11 protein-coding genes are annotated in these 17,211 nt (G+C 60.2%); 9 read left to right on the top strand and 2 right to left on the bottom strand.

The genetic code is table 11. The features are described from left to right. Nucleotides 1–470: 470 nt before the first annotated feature. Nucleotides 471–1,106 carry a MarC family protein gene (locus P9M14_04955; protein ID MDP8255075.1) on the bottom strand — a complete coding sequence of 212 codons (636 nt, stop codon included), beginning with the start codon at nucleotides 1,104–1,106 and terminating at the stop codon, nucleotides 471–473. Between the two features lie 369 nt (nucleotides 1,107–1,475). Between P9M14_04955 and P9M14_04950 the strand changes: the two genes are divergently transcribed. The 6 genes from P9M14_04950 (at nucleotide 1,476) to P9M14_04925 (ending at nucleotide 13,209) form a co-directional block, all read left to right on the top strand. Then, nucleotides 1,476–4,700: a PilZ domain-containing protein gene (locus P9M14_04950; protein MDP8255074.1), complete on the top strand. Its 3,225-nt coding sequence runs from the start codon at nucleotides 1,476–1,478 to the stop codon at nucleotides 4,698–4,700. Continuing rightward, entirely contained in the window at nucleotides 4,700–7,339 is a 2,640-nt protein-coding gene (locus P9M14_04945) for an ATP-binding protein (GenBank protein MDP8255073.1), read from the top strand. Before P9M14_04950 ends, P9M14_04945 begins: the two co-directional genes overlap by 1 nt. A gap of 85 nt (nucleotides 7,340–7,424) precedes the next feature. Next, nucleotides 7,425–8,543 carry a response regulator gene (locus P9M14_04940; protein ID MDP8255072.1) on the top strand — a complete coding sequence of 373 codons (1,119 nt, stop codon included), beginning with the start codon at nucleotides 7,425–7,427 and terminating at the stop codon, nucleotides 8,541–8,543. A 163-nt stretch (nucleotides 8,544–8,706) separates the two neighbouring features. Continuing rightward, complete coding sequence (locus P9M14_04935; GenBank protein MDP8255071.1) at nucleotides 8,707–10,116, top strand: radical SAM protein; 1,410 nt, start codon at nucleotides 8,707–8,709, stop codon at nucleotides 10,114–10,116. Between the two features lie 150 nt (nucleotides 10,117–10,266). Beyond that, nucleotides 10,267–11,940, top strand: a complete 1,674-nt coding sequence (locus P9M14_04930) for a DUF2079 domain-containing protein (protein ID MDP8255070.1) — start codon at nucleotides 10,267–10,269, stop codon at nucleotides 11,938–11,940. Nucleotides 11,941–11,943: 3 nt separating this feature from the next. After that, the gene (locus P9M14_04925; protein MDP8255069.1) at nucleotides 11,944–13,209 is read left to right on the top strand and encodes an SGNH/GDSL hydrolase family protein; all 1,266 of its coding nucleotides are present in this window, start codon (nucleotides 11,944–11,946) and stop codon (nucleotides 13,207–13,209) included. A gap of 63 nt (nucleotides 13,210–13,272) precedes the next feature. Here P9M14_04925 and P9M14_04920 read toward each other — a convergent pair whose 3' ends face one another. Beyond that, entirely contained in the window at nucleotides 13,273–13,557 is a 285-nt protein-coding gene (locus tag P9M14_04920) for a hypothetical protein (protein MDP8255068.1), read from the bottom strand. 271 nt (nucleotides 13,558–13,828) lie between these two features. Here P9M14_04920 and P9M14_04915 point away from each other — a divergent pair, with 271 nt between their 5' ends. The 3 genes from P9M14_04915 (at nucleotide 13,829) to clpP (ending at nucleotide 17,192) form a co-directional block, all read left to right on the top strand. Beyond that, nucleotides 13,829–15,046, top strand: coding sequence for a (Fe-S)-binding protein (locus tag P9M14_04915; protein MDP8255067.1), 1,218 nt, complete (start codon nucleotides 13,829–13,831; stop codon nucleotides 15,044–15,046). Between the two features lie 157 nt (nucleotides 15,047–15,203). Next, on the top strand, nucleotides 15,204–16,562 hold the full coding sequence (gene tig / locus P9M14_04910; GenBank protein ID MDP8255066.1) for a trigger factor: 1,359 nt from the start codon (nucleotides 15,204–15,206) through the stop codon (nucleotides 16,560–16,562). 30 nt (nucleotides 16,563–16,592) lie between these two features. Further along, nucleotides 16,593–17,192 carry an ATP-dependent Clp endopeptidase proteolytic subunit ClpP gene (gene clpP, locus P9M14_04905; protein ID MDP8255065.1) on the top strand — a complete coding sequence of 200 codons (600 nt, stop codon included), beginning with the start codon at nucleotides 16,593–16,595 and terminating at the stop codon, nucleotides 17,190–17,192. The last annotated feature ends 19 nt before the right edge of the window (nucleotides 17,193–17,211 follow it).

Here is a 17,211-nt window from a genome sequence, read left to right as displayed (position 1 = left end):
TTTCCATGCGATTATTTCGCATTAGAATCAGCAACTTACAGACCTGCGAAAACTCAACCTATGCGATCAACTAAGCCCTATCGTACTTAGGCGGAATTACAGGGAAATCGCGGATTTTTTCGAAAGATTATCGCATGCGTGCGGTTTCAAGATTATCCTGATTAATCAGCAACTTACGCGGCAGGGGGAAACCCTATATGAACATCGTATGGAGCCAAATCGCGATTACTCTGCAATTTCAACGACTATACGCGCTTCGTAACCTATACGAAATCTGTGATTTGTAATCCCAATTCGCATGCAAGTCCTAAAGTATTTTACCAAGGACAGAGGCGCAACTAGTTGTTTAGCAACGGTTATCAGCGTATAAAACGGCGAAAACGACAGGTAAGGCATTACTTGACCTTTGCGCCCTACTGGCGGGAAGCTAATCGTTTTTGCGCACGGTCACTGATTACGTGTTGGGGTGTTCAGCCGAGGTTGAAGGCGCCGCTGATGCCGTTGAGCAGCATCTGCGTGCCGATCACCGCCAGGATCAGGCCCATCAGTCGGCCGATCGCCTTGATCGCGCCTTTGCCGATGTAGCGCACCAGTTCCTCGCCGAACACGAAGGACAGGTAGGTGATCAGGCACATCACGGCAAACGCCGCCAGGACCACACCGACATGCAGGGCGTCGGCCTTGGCAGCGAAGTTCATGGCCGTGGCAATGGTCCCCGGACCGGCCAGGATCGGCACGGCCAGCGGCGAGATCGCCACGCTGAGCTTGGATTCCTCGCTGTCGGCAATGTCCTGGGCATGGGGCGTCTGAACGTTGGACTCCCGGCCGTTCAGCAGGTGGTAGCCAACCAGGAACACCAGCACGCCGCCGGCAACGCGAAACGCGGGCAGCGTAATGGCGAACATCTTGAACACCGCACGGCCCAGCACGGAAAAAAGCCCGACCACCAGAAGCGCGATCAGCACCGACTTGAGCGCCACGATCTTGCGCTCCCGATCGTCGAGATCCTCAGTCAGCCCAAGGAAAATCGGCGTGTTGGCCAGGGGATTCATGATCGCAAAAAAGCCCATGAACACCGTGGTGGTAAACAGCACCAGTTCGTGCATTACAAATCTCCCGGAACTCGGCGGCCGCAAAGCCAATCTCGCCAGGGGAACCTATCAGGAATCCCGGCTGCGCTCAACCGGACCCGCCGCGCATTTAATGACGCAGCGCGACATAATTTGCTCGCTGCCAAATATCCGCTAAAAGCGTCTTTCCGCTTTAAAATCATACGCCAACAGTATGTTCTTGAAATTACAGCAAATTTTGCTAAATAGCTGAACCAGATTAGAGAATATGGTTGACATTATTCCGATATTGCTTAATAATTTTTGCCGCAGATACCACAGTCTGTGGGGCGGCAAAAGTATGACCAGCCCGCTTATAATCTTATGCCTTCACTACTATTATAAGATAGTTTTAGCTGATCGCCGATGACTAGCCACGCTTTCACAACGGAGAATGACTTGTCACCTAAGAAGGGGAAGCAAAGTAGCTCGCTGTCAAAGGAATCGAGAAAGGCTACCCGGCGTAAGACCCGCGCTGTTGTCCGCGTTCTTGACGGATCCCTAAACGACTCAAGCGCGGTCGCGCTAAACGTCAGCCTGATCGGAGCCTACATCAGTACCGACAATCCGCCGCCGGTGGGCAGTCGACTGTCGTTGCAGATGAGCCTGCCCTCGGAGCCGAATAAGCCGATCCGCATCGGTGGCCGAATCGTGCGCATGGACCGCGACGGAGTCGGCCTGCTGTTCGAGGACATCAACGCCCGCGATCAGTCACGCATCCGTAAATACGCCCATTTCTTCGACCTGGACGATGCGGTGGTGGCGCTGCAGGGCGCGTTGCCCGGCGTGATCTCGGGCAACCTGCTGCCGATCAACGACAAGCGGCTAATCGCCGAACGGCTGAAGAACGCCTCGGAACGCGACGTCCAGGTACTGGTCGCGCTCTCGTCCACGCCAAGCACAGTGATCGACGCTCGCCTCGATATGTCCGAGGATTTCCTGCAGCTGCACAACCTCGATCGCCCGCTTCCGGAAAACGCCAGCGCCATCTACTGCGCCCTGCTCGACGGCCCCCTCCACGCGGTGTTCGAAGGAGTGGTGGCAGAGCACGGGGCGCAGCCCAGGCTGATGTATCCCGACCGGATCTACCACAACGACCGGCGCTGCAGCCGTCGACTGACGGCCGCTGCCAGCTGGCTGAGCATCCAGGCCCCGCACTACGGCGAGGGCTCAATCCGCCTGGAGGTCGTCGATATCAGCGAGGGTGGCTGCGCCGTGCTGATGTCCAAAAGCAGCATGGTCGCCGTGGGAATGCGTTTCCCGGAGGTCGAACTGTGCGACGCCAACCAGTCGATCCGCCACGAAGGCGCTACGGTCACGCGCATCTCCAACTCGGAGTTTGAAGATCGTTGGCTGATCGGGCTGAACTTCCTGGATATGCCCACCGGCCGCGACGCCTTTGCCAACATCCAGAACCGTACGGTCAAATCCTCGCTGCTCTCCACGGTCCGGCGCTTGGTTGGCGTGACGCGCAAAAAGGCGCTCGACCTGTTCACCAGCAACCGCAAAGCGAAACGCAGCCAGGTCTACGTCTGCCAATACAAGAACACGCGGCGCGAGCGGGTCGCGGGCATCCTCGACGCCACCTTCGACCTCAACGAGACCCCGCCGCCGGTGGACGTCGTAGTACTGATCGCCCCGCCCTTCCAGGTGCGCAAGGAGGTTTTCAACCTGCTGTCGCGCACGATGATCGACAACTTTAGGCGCGACGGGATCAACGCGGTGACGCTGCGCTTCGACATGACGCACATGATCGGCGAAAGCCACAGCGACCCCGATCCGGGGGGCGACGCAGCCTACTTCTACAACTGGACCTACTCGACCTTCGAGTCGGACATGATCGGCAGCCTGGCCTACTTGCAACGCCGGTTCCAGCCGGCCAAACGCGTGATGGTCTCTTTCTCCGTGGCGGCGATCCCGGCACGGCGAATGATCGCCGACGGCGAGAAGCCGGGGGTCGACCTGTGGGTCGCTCCGTTCGGCTGCCCCGACGGCCAGGACCAGTTCAAGTTCCTCACCGCCGGCGTGGACCTGTTTCAGCAATGCCTCGAGGGCGAGCATCTCGAGCCGATCTACCTCTACGGCCGCCGCGGCGACGTCAACGGCGTGGTCCGCGACGCCATCGACCGCAAGATGGGATTTCTCGAGGACGCGCGCAACGACATGTCCAAGGTTGAGATCCCGGTAAGCTGGATCCTGGGAACCTACGACTACGTAGTGACCCGCGAGCGCGTGCGCCAGATGCTCAACGCGCCGGGTGGCGGATTGCGCGAGATCATCGAGCTGCCCTCGGGCCACCTGCTTAAAACCGGGCCCGAAGCTATCGAGTCGTACAAGCTGATCAGCGAGACCGTCGCCAGGCACTTGTTCCGCTCCGATCGACCGGCGATCGAGCCGGACATGACTCGCTTTGTTCGGCAAAACGAGGCCGAGTGGGCGCGCGTCAAACGTGCGCGAATCGAGGACTCGGTCGATTTCTGGGACAAGCATCTGTTCGGCCCCGGCGAGGACGTCGAGGGCTACGACATGTTCCTGCACAACCCGGACTATGTCGCGATGATGCGCGATCAAGCCGTGCTGCTCGACCCCCTGCCGGGCCAGAGGATAATCGACCTGGGCTGCGGTACGGGCAACTTCACCCTGGCGCTGCTCGACCAGCTGAAGACCGACGGCCAGCCGATTACCATCACCTGCACCGACTTGGTCCCCAAGGCTGTTGAGCGCACCCGTGAGAAGGTCGAACGCATGATCGCCCAAAACAATGGCGAGTTCGACAATCTGACCTTGGACTATCGCGTGGTCGACCTCGAGGCGGCGCGGCTCGCACCGTTGCGCGATTTCCTCTCGGGCAAGCTCTACGGTCCGGTGGCTCTCGCCGGAAGAATCGAGGGGATCGAAATCCCGACCCTGCGCAAGATCGCCGCGGATTACGGCCCACGGCTACACGAGATCTTGCACGGCGCGCCATCGAGCATCGCCGAGGTACTACTGCTCTCCCCGAATCTGGATGAGACCGAGGTGCAGATCGTGCTCGAACTGTCGATGGCCAGCCGTTTCCTCAAAGGCGACACTCTGCCCGAGGATCTGCGGCCGAACTGCGATAACGCCGAACACACCGGCGACCTGGCGTTGAAACAGCTCAGCTTCGGCCGTGTGCGTAAAGAGTGTCAAATCGACCTGCCCTCCGAGTCGTTCGACAAGATCGGCTGCTCGATCGTGCTGCCCTATTTATACGACCCGCTGTCCGCAGCCCAGGAGATGTATCGCATCCTGGCCCCCGGCGGCGTAATCGTGCTCTCCAGCCCCAAGCCGAACTACGATTCGTCCAAGTCCTATGTCGAGGAGGCGCAGGAAATCGAGCAGCGTACGGGCATCGACGCGCAGGAGCGGCAACGGCTGATCAAAAGTCTGGCCGACATGGCGGCCTTCGTCTCCCACGTGATAGAATTAGAGGACGAGGGGCGCTTCCGCTTTTTTACTCCTGAAAACCTCTGCGAACTTATGCTACAGGCCGGCTTTGTGAATATCAGCCCTTCCGACGCCCTGGGCGATCCGCCGACTGCCGTAGTCGTGCGCGCGGAAAAGGGCTGATGAACAACGAAGAGCAACCAGTCAAACCGATCGAACCTGTCGAAATCGACCTAGAGTTCGAAAAGACGCTCAATCGGGAGCGCCTGGAGCTGCTGACCTCGCGCACCAAGTTCATGATGCTGGTCGGCGGCGGCTTCTACTCGATCTTTTGGGCGCTGGACTGGGTGACGGTCCACGAACGCATCATGGAGTTCCTGACGATCCGCGCCTGTGTGGCGGTATTGCTGTTGATCGGCTACCTGCTGATGCGCACGCGCTACAGCCTGAAACTGGCAAGCCTGCTCTCGGTGGGCATGACGTTGTTGACCATCTTCGGCGTCGGGATAATGACCGCGCTGCTTGGCGGATTCACCAGCTTCTACTACATCGGAATTATCTTCATCCTGTTCGTCACCGGCATGTTTTTCCCCTGGACTCTCAAGGAGGCCGTTGTCTGCGGAGTACTGTCGGTGGGCAGTTATGTCGCGATCAACCTCTTCTTCCACGGCAACGAAACTCATCTGTTCACGATGCTCCAGCCGGTGTTCTTCATGTCCGGCGCGGTGGGCATCACCGCCTTCGCCGGGGTCAGCGAGGAGCGCACACGCCGCCACGGACTGGAGATGCGCATACAGATCGAGAAGGCCAACGAGGAACTCCAGGAGCTGGACAAGGCCAAGATGCGTTTCTTTGCCAATGTCAGCCACGAGCTGCGCAGCCCGTTGACTCTGATCCTCGGCCCGCTGGAAGCGATCCTGCGGGGCGACCCCGACGAACGCCTGAAGCAGCTGCTCGAGGCGATGGAGGCCAACGCCCGACGACTGCTGCGCCAGGTCAATTCGCTGCTCGACTTCGCCAAGATCGACGCGGGCAAACTCGAGTGCAAGTACGTCTACGCCAACCTGGGCAAGATCCTGCACGACCTGGCGCTGTCGGCCAAGCCGCACCTGAGCAACCGCAACATCGAGCTGGTGCTCGAGGGTCTGGACGTAATCAGCGACTCGATCCTCGACGGAGACAAAATCGACACGATCGCGGCTAACCTGATGTCCAACGCGATCAAGTTCACGCCCGACGGCGGCAGACTGACGATCCGCACCGGTGAGCACGAGGAGATCGTCTGGTTCGAGGTCGAGGATACCGGCGAGGGGATCCCCGAAGACCAGCTGCAGTTGATCTTCGAGCGCTTCCTGCAGGTCGAAGACGGCTCGGACCGGCGGCGCGAGGGAACGGGGTTGGGTCTGGCGATGGTCAAGGAGTTGACCAAGATCCACCGCGGCAAGGTCACGGTACGCTCCAAAGTCGGCGAGGGTACGGCCTTCCGCGTCGAGATCCCCAAGCGTCCGGATTCGATTCCCCTTGAACGCCGCAGGATGATCGGACGACGGCTCGAGGATCAAATGGCGCACACACGCACGGTCTCGATGCTCGGTGCTGCCTACGAAGAGAAGTCCGAGGGACGCAAGAAGACCTTGTTCTCCGATGTGATCGGCGCAAGCCTCAAGGACAACAGCATGATCGCGCAGACAATGGAAGGCGCTGCGCCGCCGGACGCCGACAAGGTGCTGGTGGTCGACGACAACCCGGATCTGCGGACCTTCATCGCCAACACCCTCACCGACACCTACCAGGTGCAGATGGCCCAGAACGGCGTCGAGGGCCTCGCGACGGCGCGGCGCTGGTCGCCCGATTTGATCATCTCGGACATCATGATGCCGCTGATGGACGGCTTCGAGCTGACGCGGCAGATCCGCCAGGATGCCGCACTGTCGCAGGTGCCGGTGATCCTCGCCACGTCCAAGTCCGGCGGCGAGGCCGTGGCCGAGGGGCTGGAGGTCGGCGCCAACGACTACCTGGCCAAGCCCTTCGAGATCCGCGAGCTGCAGGCCAGGGTCGCGGCGCAGCTGCGGGCCCGCCGTTTGGAGCGCAACCTCAGCGAGCGCGAAAGTCGCCTGGCCGCCATCGGGCGCATGACCAGCGCCATTGTCCACGACCTGCGCAATCCGCTGACCGCGATCATCGGCTTCTCCGAGATCGCCTCCCAGGATGCCCAGAGCGAAGACTCCCGCGAGATGGTAAGCAAGGACCTCGAGCCGGTAATCAGCGAGGCCAACCGGCTGAGCCGCATGATCAGCGAGGTGCTCGATTTCGCCAGGGGCCAGTCCTCGGACCTCAACCTGGTGCCGACCGAGCTGGTGGCCTACGTCGAGACGGTCTGCAAACCGATGAAGCAAAAGCTCGGCGCAATGAGCATCGAGCTGCAGCTGGTCCACAAGGCCGGTCGCGAGCTGCAGGTCAACCTGGACAACGACCGCATGCTGCGAGTGTTGGAAAACCTGGTCAAGAACGCCCAGGAAGCGATGTGGGGCGACGGCCGGGTGCCCAAGGACAAACACATCTGGATCACCACCGACACTGTTGACGATCGCTCGGCGCTGATCCGCATCGCCGACGATGGTCCGGGGATTCCCGAGGCCCTGGCGTCTACGCTTTTCGACGCCTTCACCACCTCGAACAAGCCCGCGGGAACCGGCCTGGGCCTGGCCACGGTGCGCAACCTGGTCATCGCCCACGGCGGCACGATTAAGGTCGAGCCCAAGGCCGCCGAAGGCGGCGCCGCTTTTATAATTAAGCTCCCGCGCATTAACCTTGAAAGTTAAACCTTTTCAGTTTTTCTCCTTGGCCTTATAATTTCACCGTTTTTGGCAATTGCTGAAAGTTGCATCGCAGCTGGGGATCAAGGGGATGGATCAACCTAAGAGGATTCTCGTCGTAGACGACGATGAGATGAATCGCCGTCTGCTGACGACGATTCTCGGCCGCCTGGGCTACGAGGTGGACGAGGCCTTCGACGGAATCAACGCACTGGAACGGGTGGCGGCCAACCCGCCGGAGGTGATCCTGCTCGACATCGACATGCCGCGGATGAACGGTTTCGAGGTCGCCCGGCGGCTCAAGGATTCGGATGAGACCAAGATCATCCCGATCGTGGCGATCTCCTCCTCCTCCGAAGTGGAGAGCAGGATCAAGGCCTTCGAGGTCGGGGCCGACGACTTCCTGTCCAAGCCGGTCGACCAGACCGAGCTACGGGCCCGGGTCCAGTCGCTGCTCAAGGTCAAGGCCTACAACGATCACATGCTGAGCCACCAGCTGATCCTCGAGCGCGAGGTGGAGAAGCGCACCGAGCAGCTGCGCACAGCCTACGAGGATCTCAAGTCAGCCTCGCTGAAGATCAAACAGGGCACCCTGGACACGATCTTCCGCCTGGCCCAGGCCGCCGAGTACAAGGACATGGAGACCGGCAGCCACATCAAGCGTATCGGCTACTACGCGGCCGCGGTCTCGCGCAGCATGTCGCTGCCGGCCCAGGACGTGGACACCGTGCTCTACGCCGCGCCGATGCACGACATCGGCAAGATTGGCATCCCCGATCGAATCCTGCTCAAGCGCGCCTCCCTGGACAGCGACGAATGGGAGGTGATGAAGCAGCACACGTTGATCGGCGGCAAGATCCTCTCCGGCTCGGATACAGCCGTGCTCAAGATGGCCGAGCAGATCGCGCTGACCCACCACGAGAAGTGGGACGGCAGCGGCTATCCCAAGGGGCTCAAGGGAGACCAGATCCCGCTGTGGGGACGAATCACTTCCGTGGCCGACGTGTTCGACGCCCTGACTTCGGACCGTCCCTACAAGCAGGCGATCCCCATCGACGAGTCGATCGAGATAATGAAAAAGGGACGCGGCGTCTACTTCGACCCCGACGTGACCGACACCTTCTTCTCGATCATGGACCAGATCGCAACCATCCGCACCGAGTGCGTTGACGAGCCGGCCCAGCCGATCACCGAATCTCAATCCAACTGACCCGCGATCTCCGTGAGGGTTCTTTTCCGGCTCCCGCTTGACGATATTGGATGAATAAGGCTCAGCTCAGCATCCTGCATCGGGAGGGTTGCATATACCTCGTTCATTTTCAGCAGCGAGCAAGATACGGCTGCAGATATCCGCGCAACAGATGGGAGCACCGGTGAAAATACTGCTTCTGGCCCCGCGCAGTAGTTACTGGAAAAGCCTGTTCTTTTTCTGCGAGCCGATGGGGCTAACCTACATCGCCTCCGCGGCGCGACAGGCTGGTCACGACGTACGGCTGATTCAGCAGCTCACTACGTCGGATCCCTCCGACGATCAGATCGTGCGGCAGGTCGAGGAATACCAGCCGGACGTGATCGGCCTCTCGGTCCTCTCGGACAGCTACGCGATCAGCCTTGAGCTGGTGCGGCGCATCCGCCGGGTCAGTAGAGCGCTGATCGTCTACGGCGGCAAACACGCGTCGATCAACCCGGAGATCGCCGGCGACCCGGGGGTCGCCGCGGTGCTGGTCGGCGAGGGTGAGTATGCCTTTTGCGAGATCCTCGAACGCTATGACGGCAGCATCGAATCGATCAGAGACGTACAGGGGCTGGCTTATTTCGACGGAGAATTGCACTCGAACGGGATCAGCGCACGGATCGAGAATCTCGACGAGCTGCCGTTCCCGATGCGCGAGACGCTGCCGATGGATCGCTACCGGATGGTGAATCTGTTCGGAGTCCCCGCCTCGTTGCAGCGGATGGCCTCCTGCGTCAGCTCCCGGGGCTGCGTGTATAACTGCCTGTTCTGCCCGACGCCGATGTTGTCCAACCGCAAATGGCACGCGCGATCGGTCGAAAACGTCACGGCCGAGATCGCCCAGATCCTCGACCAATACAATTCCAACTTCATCCTGTTTCACGACGAGGACTTGCTGCTCGACCGCAAGCGGGCGGCCGCCTTGTGCGAGGCGATGATCGACCAAGGATTCCAGCGTCGTCTCAAATGGGGGTGCGAGACCAACATCTCAAACATCGACGATTCGCTGCTGGAACTGCTGGCCAAGTCGGGATGTATCTTTCTGAGTTTCGGCATCGAGTCCGGCGATAGCGAAACCCTCGAACAGATGCATAAAAAGGTCGACCTTGAGCGAGCCAAGGAGACTCTGGTACGGGTCCGCAAGCACAAGATTCAAACCAACGGCAACATCATCATCGGGTTTCCCTGGGAGGACCGGGAGAGGATCGAGCGCAGCTTTGCGACCATTAAACAAATGCAGTTGGACACTCTGGCAATCAACGTCCTGGTCCCGATCAAGCGCTCCGAGCTGTTTGAGATCGCGGTCAACGAGCGACTGTTTGTGGACCGTAACTATCACAACTGGACCCAGAAGCAGGCGGTGATGAACACGCGCCATCTGTCGGCGGCCCAGGTAGACGAGCTGTACCGCCTGCTCAACCGCCGCTTCTATTTCCGGCCGCGCTTCATCCTGCGGCTGTTGTCCTCCGGCGTACGCAAGCCGATCAACTTTCTGGGCATGGCCGAGATCCTGGTGCGCAGTATCTGGACCCGGTTCCGTCAGTTCTGATGCGACCCGCGACCAACATACTGTTGGTCCGGCCCCTGTGCGACAATCAGCTGCCCAATCAATGGGCTCGGCAACGAAATCGTGGTCAACCCGAACAACGAGCCGAAGCATTGACTCGATTCGGTACTGTCGATAGCTTGAGTAGTTAACATGGATTCCAAAACAAACCTGACGCATAAATCCCGCTGCTCGTTTGCGCTGATCTGCGTCTTTTCATGTATATTCGCGGCCGTATACAGCCTGCTGCAAGCGGCCAAGCTCAATGCTTACGGTGTCCAGTCGTTCGACGTCGTGAACTTCAACATGATCTGGACGGAGTTCCTTGAATCCCGGCAAGGCACTGTTCCGTTCCTGTCGAGCCTGACCATTGTCATGCAGCCGGCCGCGGCCTTCATCTTCCTGTTCGAGGCGATACACCCCTCAAGCTGGTGGCCGATTCTCGTCAACGTACTGTTTCTCGCAGCCGCGATGCCGATCTTCTACCTGCTGTGCAGGCAGGTGCTCGAAGGTTACCTATGGCCCTGGCTGCTTACAGTGTCATTCGCGGCGCATCCACTCACCGGCTACCTGGCACTGAGCGGGTACCATTACGCTCCGCAGTTGATCTTTTTTCTGCTGCTGGAAATCCTCTTTCTTCAGCACAGAAAAAGAAGGCTGTTTTCAGCGGCGTTGGTCCTGGGCTGCACCTCGAGGGTCAACGGACCGCTGATAAATCTGCTGTTGGGGATCGCGCTGTGGATCAGCGGGGACCGCACCTACGGCAGACGGGCGATACTGATCTCGCTGGCCTGGATCGCGATCTTGCTGCCCATCGTACTATTGCTCGATCGACATCTTGGCAACGAGCTGGACTCGGAGCTGCTGCATTTAAACGCCTACGGCGGCACCGTAGGCCAGGCGCTGGTCAACATTCTGACCAAGCCCCAGCTGTTGTACGACAACCTGTTCATCAGGGAAAACGCGCTCCATCTGCTGGAGTTTTTGCCCGTATTGTTCCTGCCGTTCCTCGCGCCGCTATACCTGTTCCCGGCCGCGGTGGAGGCCGCTTACATCATGTTCAGTATGTCAAGCAACCTGCAGGTCCAGTGGTACGACAACTACCGAGCGGTGATCGGAGAACGCTTCCACTTTCACAACGACATGACGGTGGTGCTGCCGCTGATATACATCTCCGCGCTGTTCGGCCTGCGCAAGCTTCGGGACCGCCTGAACAACAAGGCCGCGTTGCTGTGGGTCCTGGTCGTGGTGTTCGTCGTTGTCAACGCGGCGAATCACTACTGGCACTCGACCCTGCTAAGCGGCCCGGCTCCGCTTAGCAGGGAGTTCAACCTCAACTACTACACGAAGACCGATCACGGTCGCATCATCGACAGGGCCTGGGAGATGATCCCCCAGGGATCGCGCGTCAAGGGCATGGAGAACCTCGCCGGGTTTCACGGTCCGCGCATGGAGCGTTACTACCACTTCTATTTTCTGCCGGCGGATCAACGCTTCGATTACCTGCTGTTCGACATGTATTCTTTCATCACGATGGCTCCCCGCCAGACCCTTTTCCAGCAATTAGAGGGCTACCTCAAGTCGGACGAATTCGGCACTATCTTCTTTGAAGACGGGGTGGTCCTGATGCGGCGCGGGGCTCGGGTCGAGGGCAACCAGGCGGTGTTGGACTTCATCGAGCAACATGCAAAACTGCTTGAACAGAACTTGCTCAACCCCTACCTGTTCGGGGCAAGCCCCCTGACCATCGATTCGCGTCCAGCTGTATATTCGCAAACCCAGCTGGTCGCCCACGGCGATGATCGCCGAGTACGCGACGCGGAATAAACGATGCGCAGGCTGCAACTGATTCGCGGCTGCCTGCTCGTCGCAGCTGCGGCGCTGTTGGTGTTGTGCTGCGCCTACGTTGGATTTTTCCTGATCCTGACGCTATTGGAGTCCAACCTGCAACTGGGCCCGCCCAGCGTCGCGTTGATCGTCGGGGCCCTGGCGCTGTTGTCGGCGATCCATGCCTCGCTTCAGTTCAGAGACGATGCGATCGGCGCCTGGCGACAGCTCGCCTTTCCCCTGCTGATCCTCACAGCCTTGTTCCTCTGGATCTTCCGCGACACGCCGCGGCTGGGCCTGCTCAGCCTGGGGTCCACGCTTTGCATGCTGGTGCTCGTGGATTTGCTCGGCAGAGGCCTGCGACCCGTTGTAAGCCGACTGCCGCGTCTTGGCCGCACCGCGCTCTGGCTCATGGCCCTGGCCTTGTTCTGCCTGCCGATGGGCAACGCGATGCTGGACCGCACATTCCTCGGGACTTTCAGCCTACCGCTGTCGTTCGACGCCTTCAGCTTGCGGCCGAACACAGTCTACGAGATCAACGACGCCGGATACCGCGGCCCTTTGATCGACCGGACGCAGGTCCTCGAGCCGCGCCTGCTGTGCCTGGGCGACTCGGCGACCTTTGGCACCAACGTGGGTTTCAACCGATCATACCCGGCCCGGACCATCGAACTGCTGCACGACAAAGGGCTCGATCGGGCCGGACTGATCAACCTGGCCATGCCGGCGGGCCACCTGGGACAACAGCTTGTACGCTACCAAGAGTCCACCTGGTGGAAGCCGCAATACGTAACGATCATGGTGGGCATACATTATCAGCAGTACGAAAATATCGAACACTTGCAGCCGCACAACGAATGCCTCAACAGCATCAGGGCGTTGGTCGCCTTCGGCGGCTTCCTTGCCCGTTCGCTTACGGTCGACCGCGACCAAGCCCGCGACCTGGACAAGGTCATCGGCTGGAAAGCCGCCCTGACCGCCCTTGTACAGAAGATCCGCGCAGACGGCGCGATCCCGATCCTGATCATCTACCCCAGCCCTGAGTTAATTTCAGAGCTGCGCGAATTCGAAACCGATCTGGCCCAGCGCCAGGGAGTGGCGATCATCGATCCGACTCAGCACTTTACCAACAGCCCAGAGACTATGCTGTTCAGCGACGCAGTTCACCCCACGCCGCTGGGGCATGAACTGATCGCCGTAAAGCTGGCCGAACTGCTATTCAGGCTCGAATCAAAACTCCAGATAAAGGCCGATGAAACGGGCCGATAAAAAAGGTGCCCCGCCGGGGGCGGCGGGGCAGGGCGTCGGATAAGGTTCAGGAGGGTCGAAAGCCTATTCCAGGCTGGCGTGACTGTCTTCTTGGAGTAGGGCCAAGGTGGTTAAGTCGACGAAATCACCCTTTTGCGCCTGAACTTGTTCTAAGTCGCTATTCGCGGCCTGATCGCTGTGCAGATCCACCAGGATCGTCAAGCTGATCGGCACGGTATCCAAATCCAGATAGCGGGTCTGGACCTCCTCGGGCTGAAGCACCATGGTCTGGGTATCGCCCGCCAGCACGTTGGAGGCCGCTAATATCAGAAGTATCGCTATGCTCAAGATCAATGTTCTGCTGATCATTTCCAGTCTCCTTTGCCGCAGCCCTCAGTGCGATGCGTTCTAATGGGCTAAACTACACAAAGCATGCCAACGTTGATTAAAAGGAAAAATGATCTAAATCATGGATAGATACGCCGCACAGCGGCTCAACAGCGGCAAAAGCGTGGGATTACTTTTAGTAACTTCTGACACATAATTTCCGATGGCGAGTTCGGAAATCGGTTGTTGGGCGGGGACGGATTGAATATCATCATCCCTTGATGACCACAGCCCTGAAATAGTGGAGAGTCTCGTGGAATACGAATCCCAGCGCTTTTTCGAGCCCTACGACCCCAAGCTTTGCCAGACTTGCGGCCGCTGCCTGGCCGAGTGCGACGTGATGCGCCTGAGCCTGGACCAGGCCAAGGCCGAGATCGAGCGCCTGCGCGCCGGAGAGACGGGCGAGCATGTGCCGTACCATTGCGAGACTTGCTTTGCCTGCTCGCTACGCTGCGAGCACAACGCCAATCCGGCGAGCCTGTTTCGCGCCTCGTTCACCCCGATCTACGAGCAGCAGGGGCTGCCCGCCTGGTCGGCCTATTTCCAACCACACCAGCCGCACAACTTCCGCCAGGCCGCGGCCGATGATTTCAACGCCGAGGAACGCGAGCTGGTCCAGTCCTGGGCACGCCTGGATCCGGCCGAGGAGATCTGCTACCCGGGCTGCAACGTTGTCTCCCTGCCGCTGCTGACTAAAAGCGCGCTGTTCGAGGGGCTCGATATCCGCGGCGGGTACGACTACTGCTGCGGCGAGACCCTGTTCCGCCAGGGGCTCGAGGATCAGCTGCGTGGGACCGCACGGCGGTTGAATCAGTGGCTCGAACAAATGGGCACGCGCAAGATGACGATTCTCTGCACAGCGGGCTACAACATCTTCAGACACGTGCTGCCGCGCTACGGCCTGACCCGCGAGCTTGAGATCACGCCCTACCTCGAGCTGATCGACCAGGGTCTGGAAAGCGGACGCTGGAAGGTCGTGCGGCCCTTGGAGATGACCGTGACCTTGCAGGACAGCTGCTACACCAAACTGCTCGGCCCGCGCTACGCCGAGCTGCCGCGGCGCATTCTGAGGCGGATCGGCGTGGACGTACGCGAGATGCCCCACTGCCGGGAAAACAGCTATTGCTGCGGCATCGGCGCCGGGTTCCCGATCAAGATCAGCCATCGTCCCGACCGGATGGTCCTCGGCGGTCACCGTGTGCTGGCCGAGGCGCGATCGGTTAAGGCCGACGCCCTGGGCGTGTACTGCGCGGGCTGCCAGATGATGCTCTCCGCCATGCGCCACGTGTCGTACACCTCCAAGCCGATCTACCATCTGATCGAGATGGTGCAGATGGCGATCGGCGAGCAACCGGCGCGCCGCATCGGCTCGCGCTCGCGGGCTCTGCTGCTGGGCACGCTGCGCCGACAGGGTCCGGCCCTGGCCTCGCGTAAGCGCCTGCGCCCCGAGCCGATCGAACCGCTCGATTGAGCGTGTCAACGCCTTGACCCACGGACGTTTTTCGCATTAACTAGCCCGGGTTATTCACAAGGGCTCGTCATCGTGGCGTCGCTGACGCCTTAGCGACAAGCATGATGGTCTAGCTGCACCCTCGGCCCATGCGCCGAGATGGGGCGGGAGTATATATATGGAAGTCAATGTAACGACTTTGGAAGGTCTTAAAAGACGAATCAGCGGCCGGATCGAGGCCGAACAGGTGACCCAGCGCACGGAAAAAGCCCTGCGCCAGGTGGCTAAAAGCGCACAGATCCGCGGCTTCAGACCGGGCAAGGCGCCCAAGGCGATGCTCGAGCGACGCTTCGGCTCACAGATCAAGGCCGACGTGGCCGCCGAACTGCTCGAGGAATATTTCCCCCTGGCATTGGAGCAGAGCAAGGTCGAGCCGATCAGCCCGCCGGAAGTCGAACGCGCCGAGATCGAGGACGACGGCTCGATGGCCTTCGATATTGTCGTCGAGGTGGCGCCCAAGCTGAACCTGGGTGAGTACAAAGGGCTGACCGCCAAGCGTCCGAAATTCGAGATCAGCGACGAGGAGGTCGAGCAGCGCGTGGCGCAGGTCCGCGAACAGCACGCGACCATCGAGCCGCTGGAAGAAGAACGTCCGCTGGCCGACGGCGACTGGGCGCAGATCGACTTCAAGGGGATGCTTGATGGCGAGCCGTTCGAGGGCGGAACCGCCGAGAACTACCGGCTGCAGGTCGGAGCCAAGCGGATGATCGAGGATCTGGAACAGGGTTTGATCGGCATGGTTAAGGACGAGCAACGCGAAATCCCGGTCAAGTTCCCGGACAACTACGGCAACGCCGAGCTGGCCGGCAAAAATCCCGTGTTCGAGGTCAAACTGCGCGAGATCATGCAGCGCATTGTGCCCGAGGCCGACGACGAGCTGGCCAAGGACGCGGGCGAGGAATCATTCGCAGCGCTGTGCGACAAACTGCGCGACGAGATCGAACAGACCAAGGCCAAGCAGGCCGACAACGCGGCGCAGGAGAGCCTGCTCGACGAACTGCTCACACAAAATCCACTCGAGGCTCCGGCCAGGTTGGTCGAACGGCGGCTGGACGCGATGCAAGAGCAGCTCAAACGCAACTTGGTGAGGCAGGGGCTGCCCGAGGATCAGGCCGCGGGCCTGGTCGATTCCACACGCGAATCGGGACGCGAGCGGGCCCAGCGCGAAGTCAAGGTCGGCTTTATCCTCAGCGATGTGGCCAAGGCCGAAAAGATCGAGATCTCGGACGAGGAGATCGAGGCCAAGTACGCCGAGATCGCCCAGTCCGCGAACAACAGCGTGGAGCAGGTCGCGGCGATGTTCCAAAAGCAGGGTCAGGTCGAGGCGCTACGCAGTCAGCTCGCCGATGAGAAGACCATTGAGCTGCTGATGTCTCATGCTACGATAGTCGACGTGGAGCCCGAGCAGCCGCAGACCGACCCGCAACAGGAAGAAAACGAGAGCGAGAACAACCAGGCCGAGGCGGACGAGGACTAACCCGTCGGGCGAGAATTGAACGGAGGGACAATGCCGCTGGTACCGATCGTCGTCGAACAGACTTCCAAGGGCGAAAGGCAGTACGACATCTACAGCCGCCTGCTCAAGGACCGGATCATTTTCCTCAGCGGCGAGATCGACGACATATCGTCCAACCTGGTGATCGCCCAATTGCTGTTTCTTGAGAGTCAGGATCCGGACCACGACATCTTTATATACATCAACTCACCCGGCGGCGTGATCAGCGCCGGGCTGGCGATCTACGACACGATGCAGTACATCAAACCCAGCGTGAGCACAGTCTGCGTGGGCCAGGCCTCGAGCATGGGCGCGATCCTGCTCGCCGCCGGGACCAAGGGCCGCCGACAGGCCCTGCCCCACGCACGGGTGATGATCCACCAGCCGCTGGGCGGCTTCTCGGGTCAGGCCTCGGACGTGGACATCCACGCCCGGGAGATCATCAGGGTGCGCAAGGAGATCGACGAGATCCTGGCCAGCCACACCGGGCACACCCTTAAAAAAATCTCGCATGATTCGGAGCGCGACTTCTTCATGACCGCCAAGGAGGCCAAGGACTACGGCCTAATCGACGAGGTGATCGTCAGGAATCCGTCGCCGCCATCCAAGTGATTGTGGTGCAGACCATGGC

It is taken from the genome of Candidatus Alcyoniella australis (assembly GCA_030765605.1).
Lineage (GTDB): Bacteria > Lernaellota > Lernaellaia > JAVCCG01 > Alcyoniellaceae > Alcyoniella > Alcyoniella australis.
This window is presented reverse-complemented; position numbering and strand designations above follow the sequence as displayed.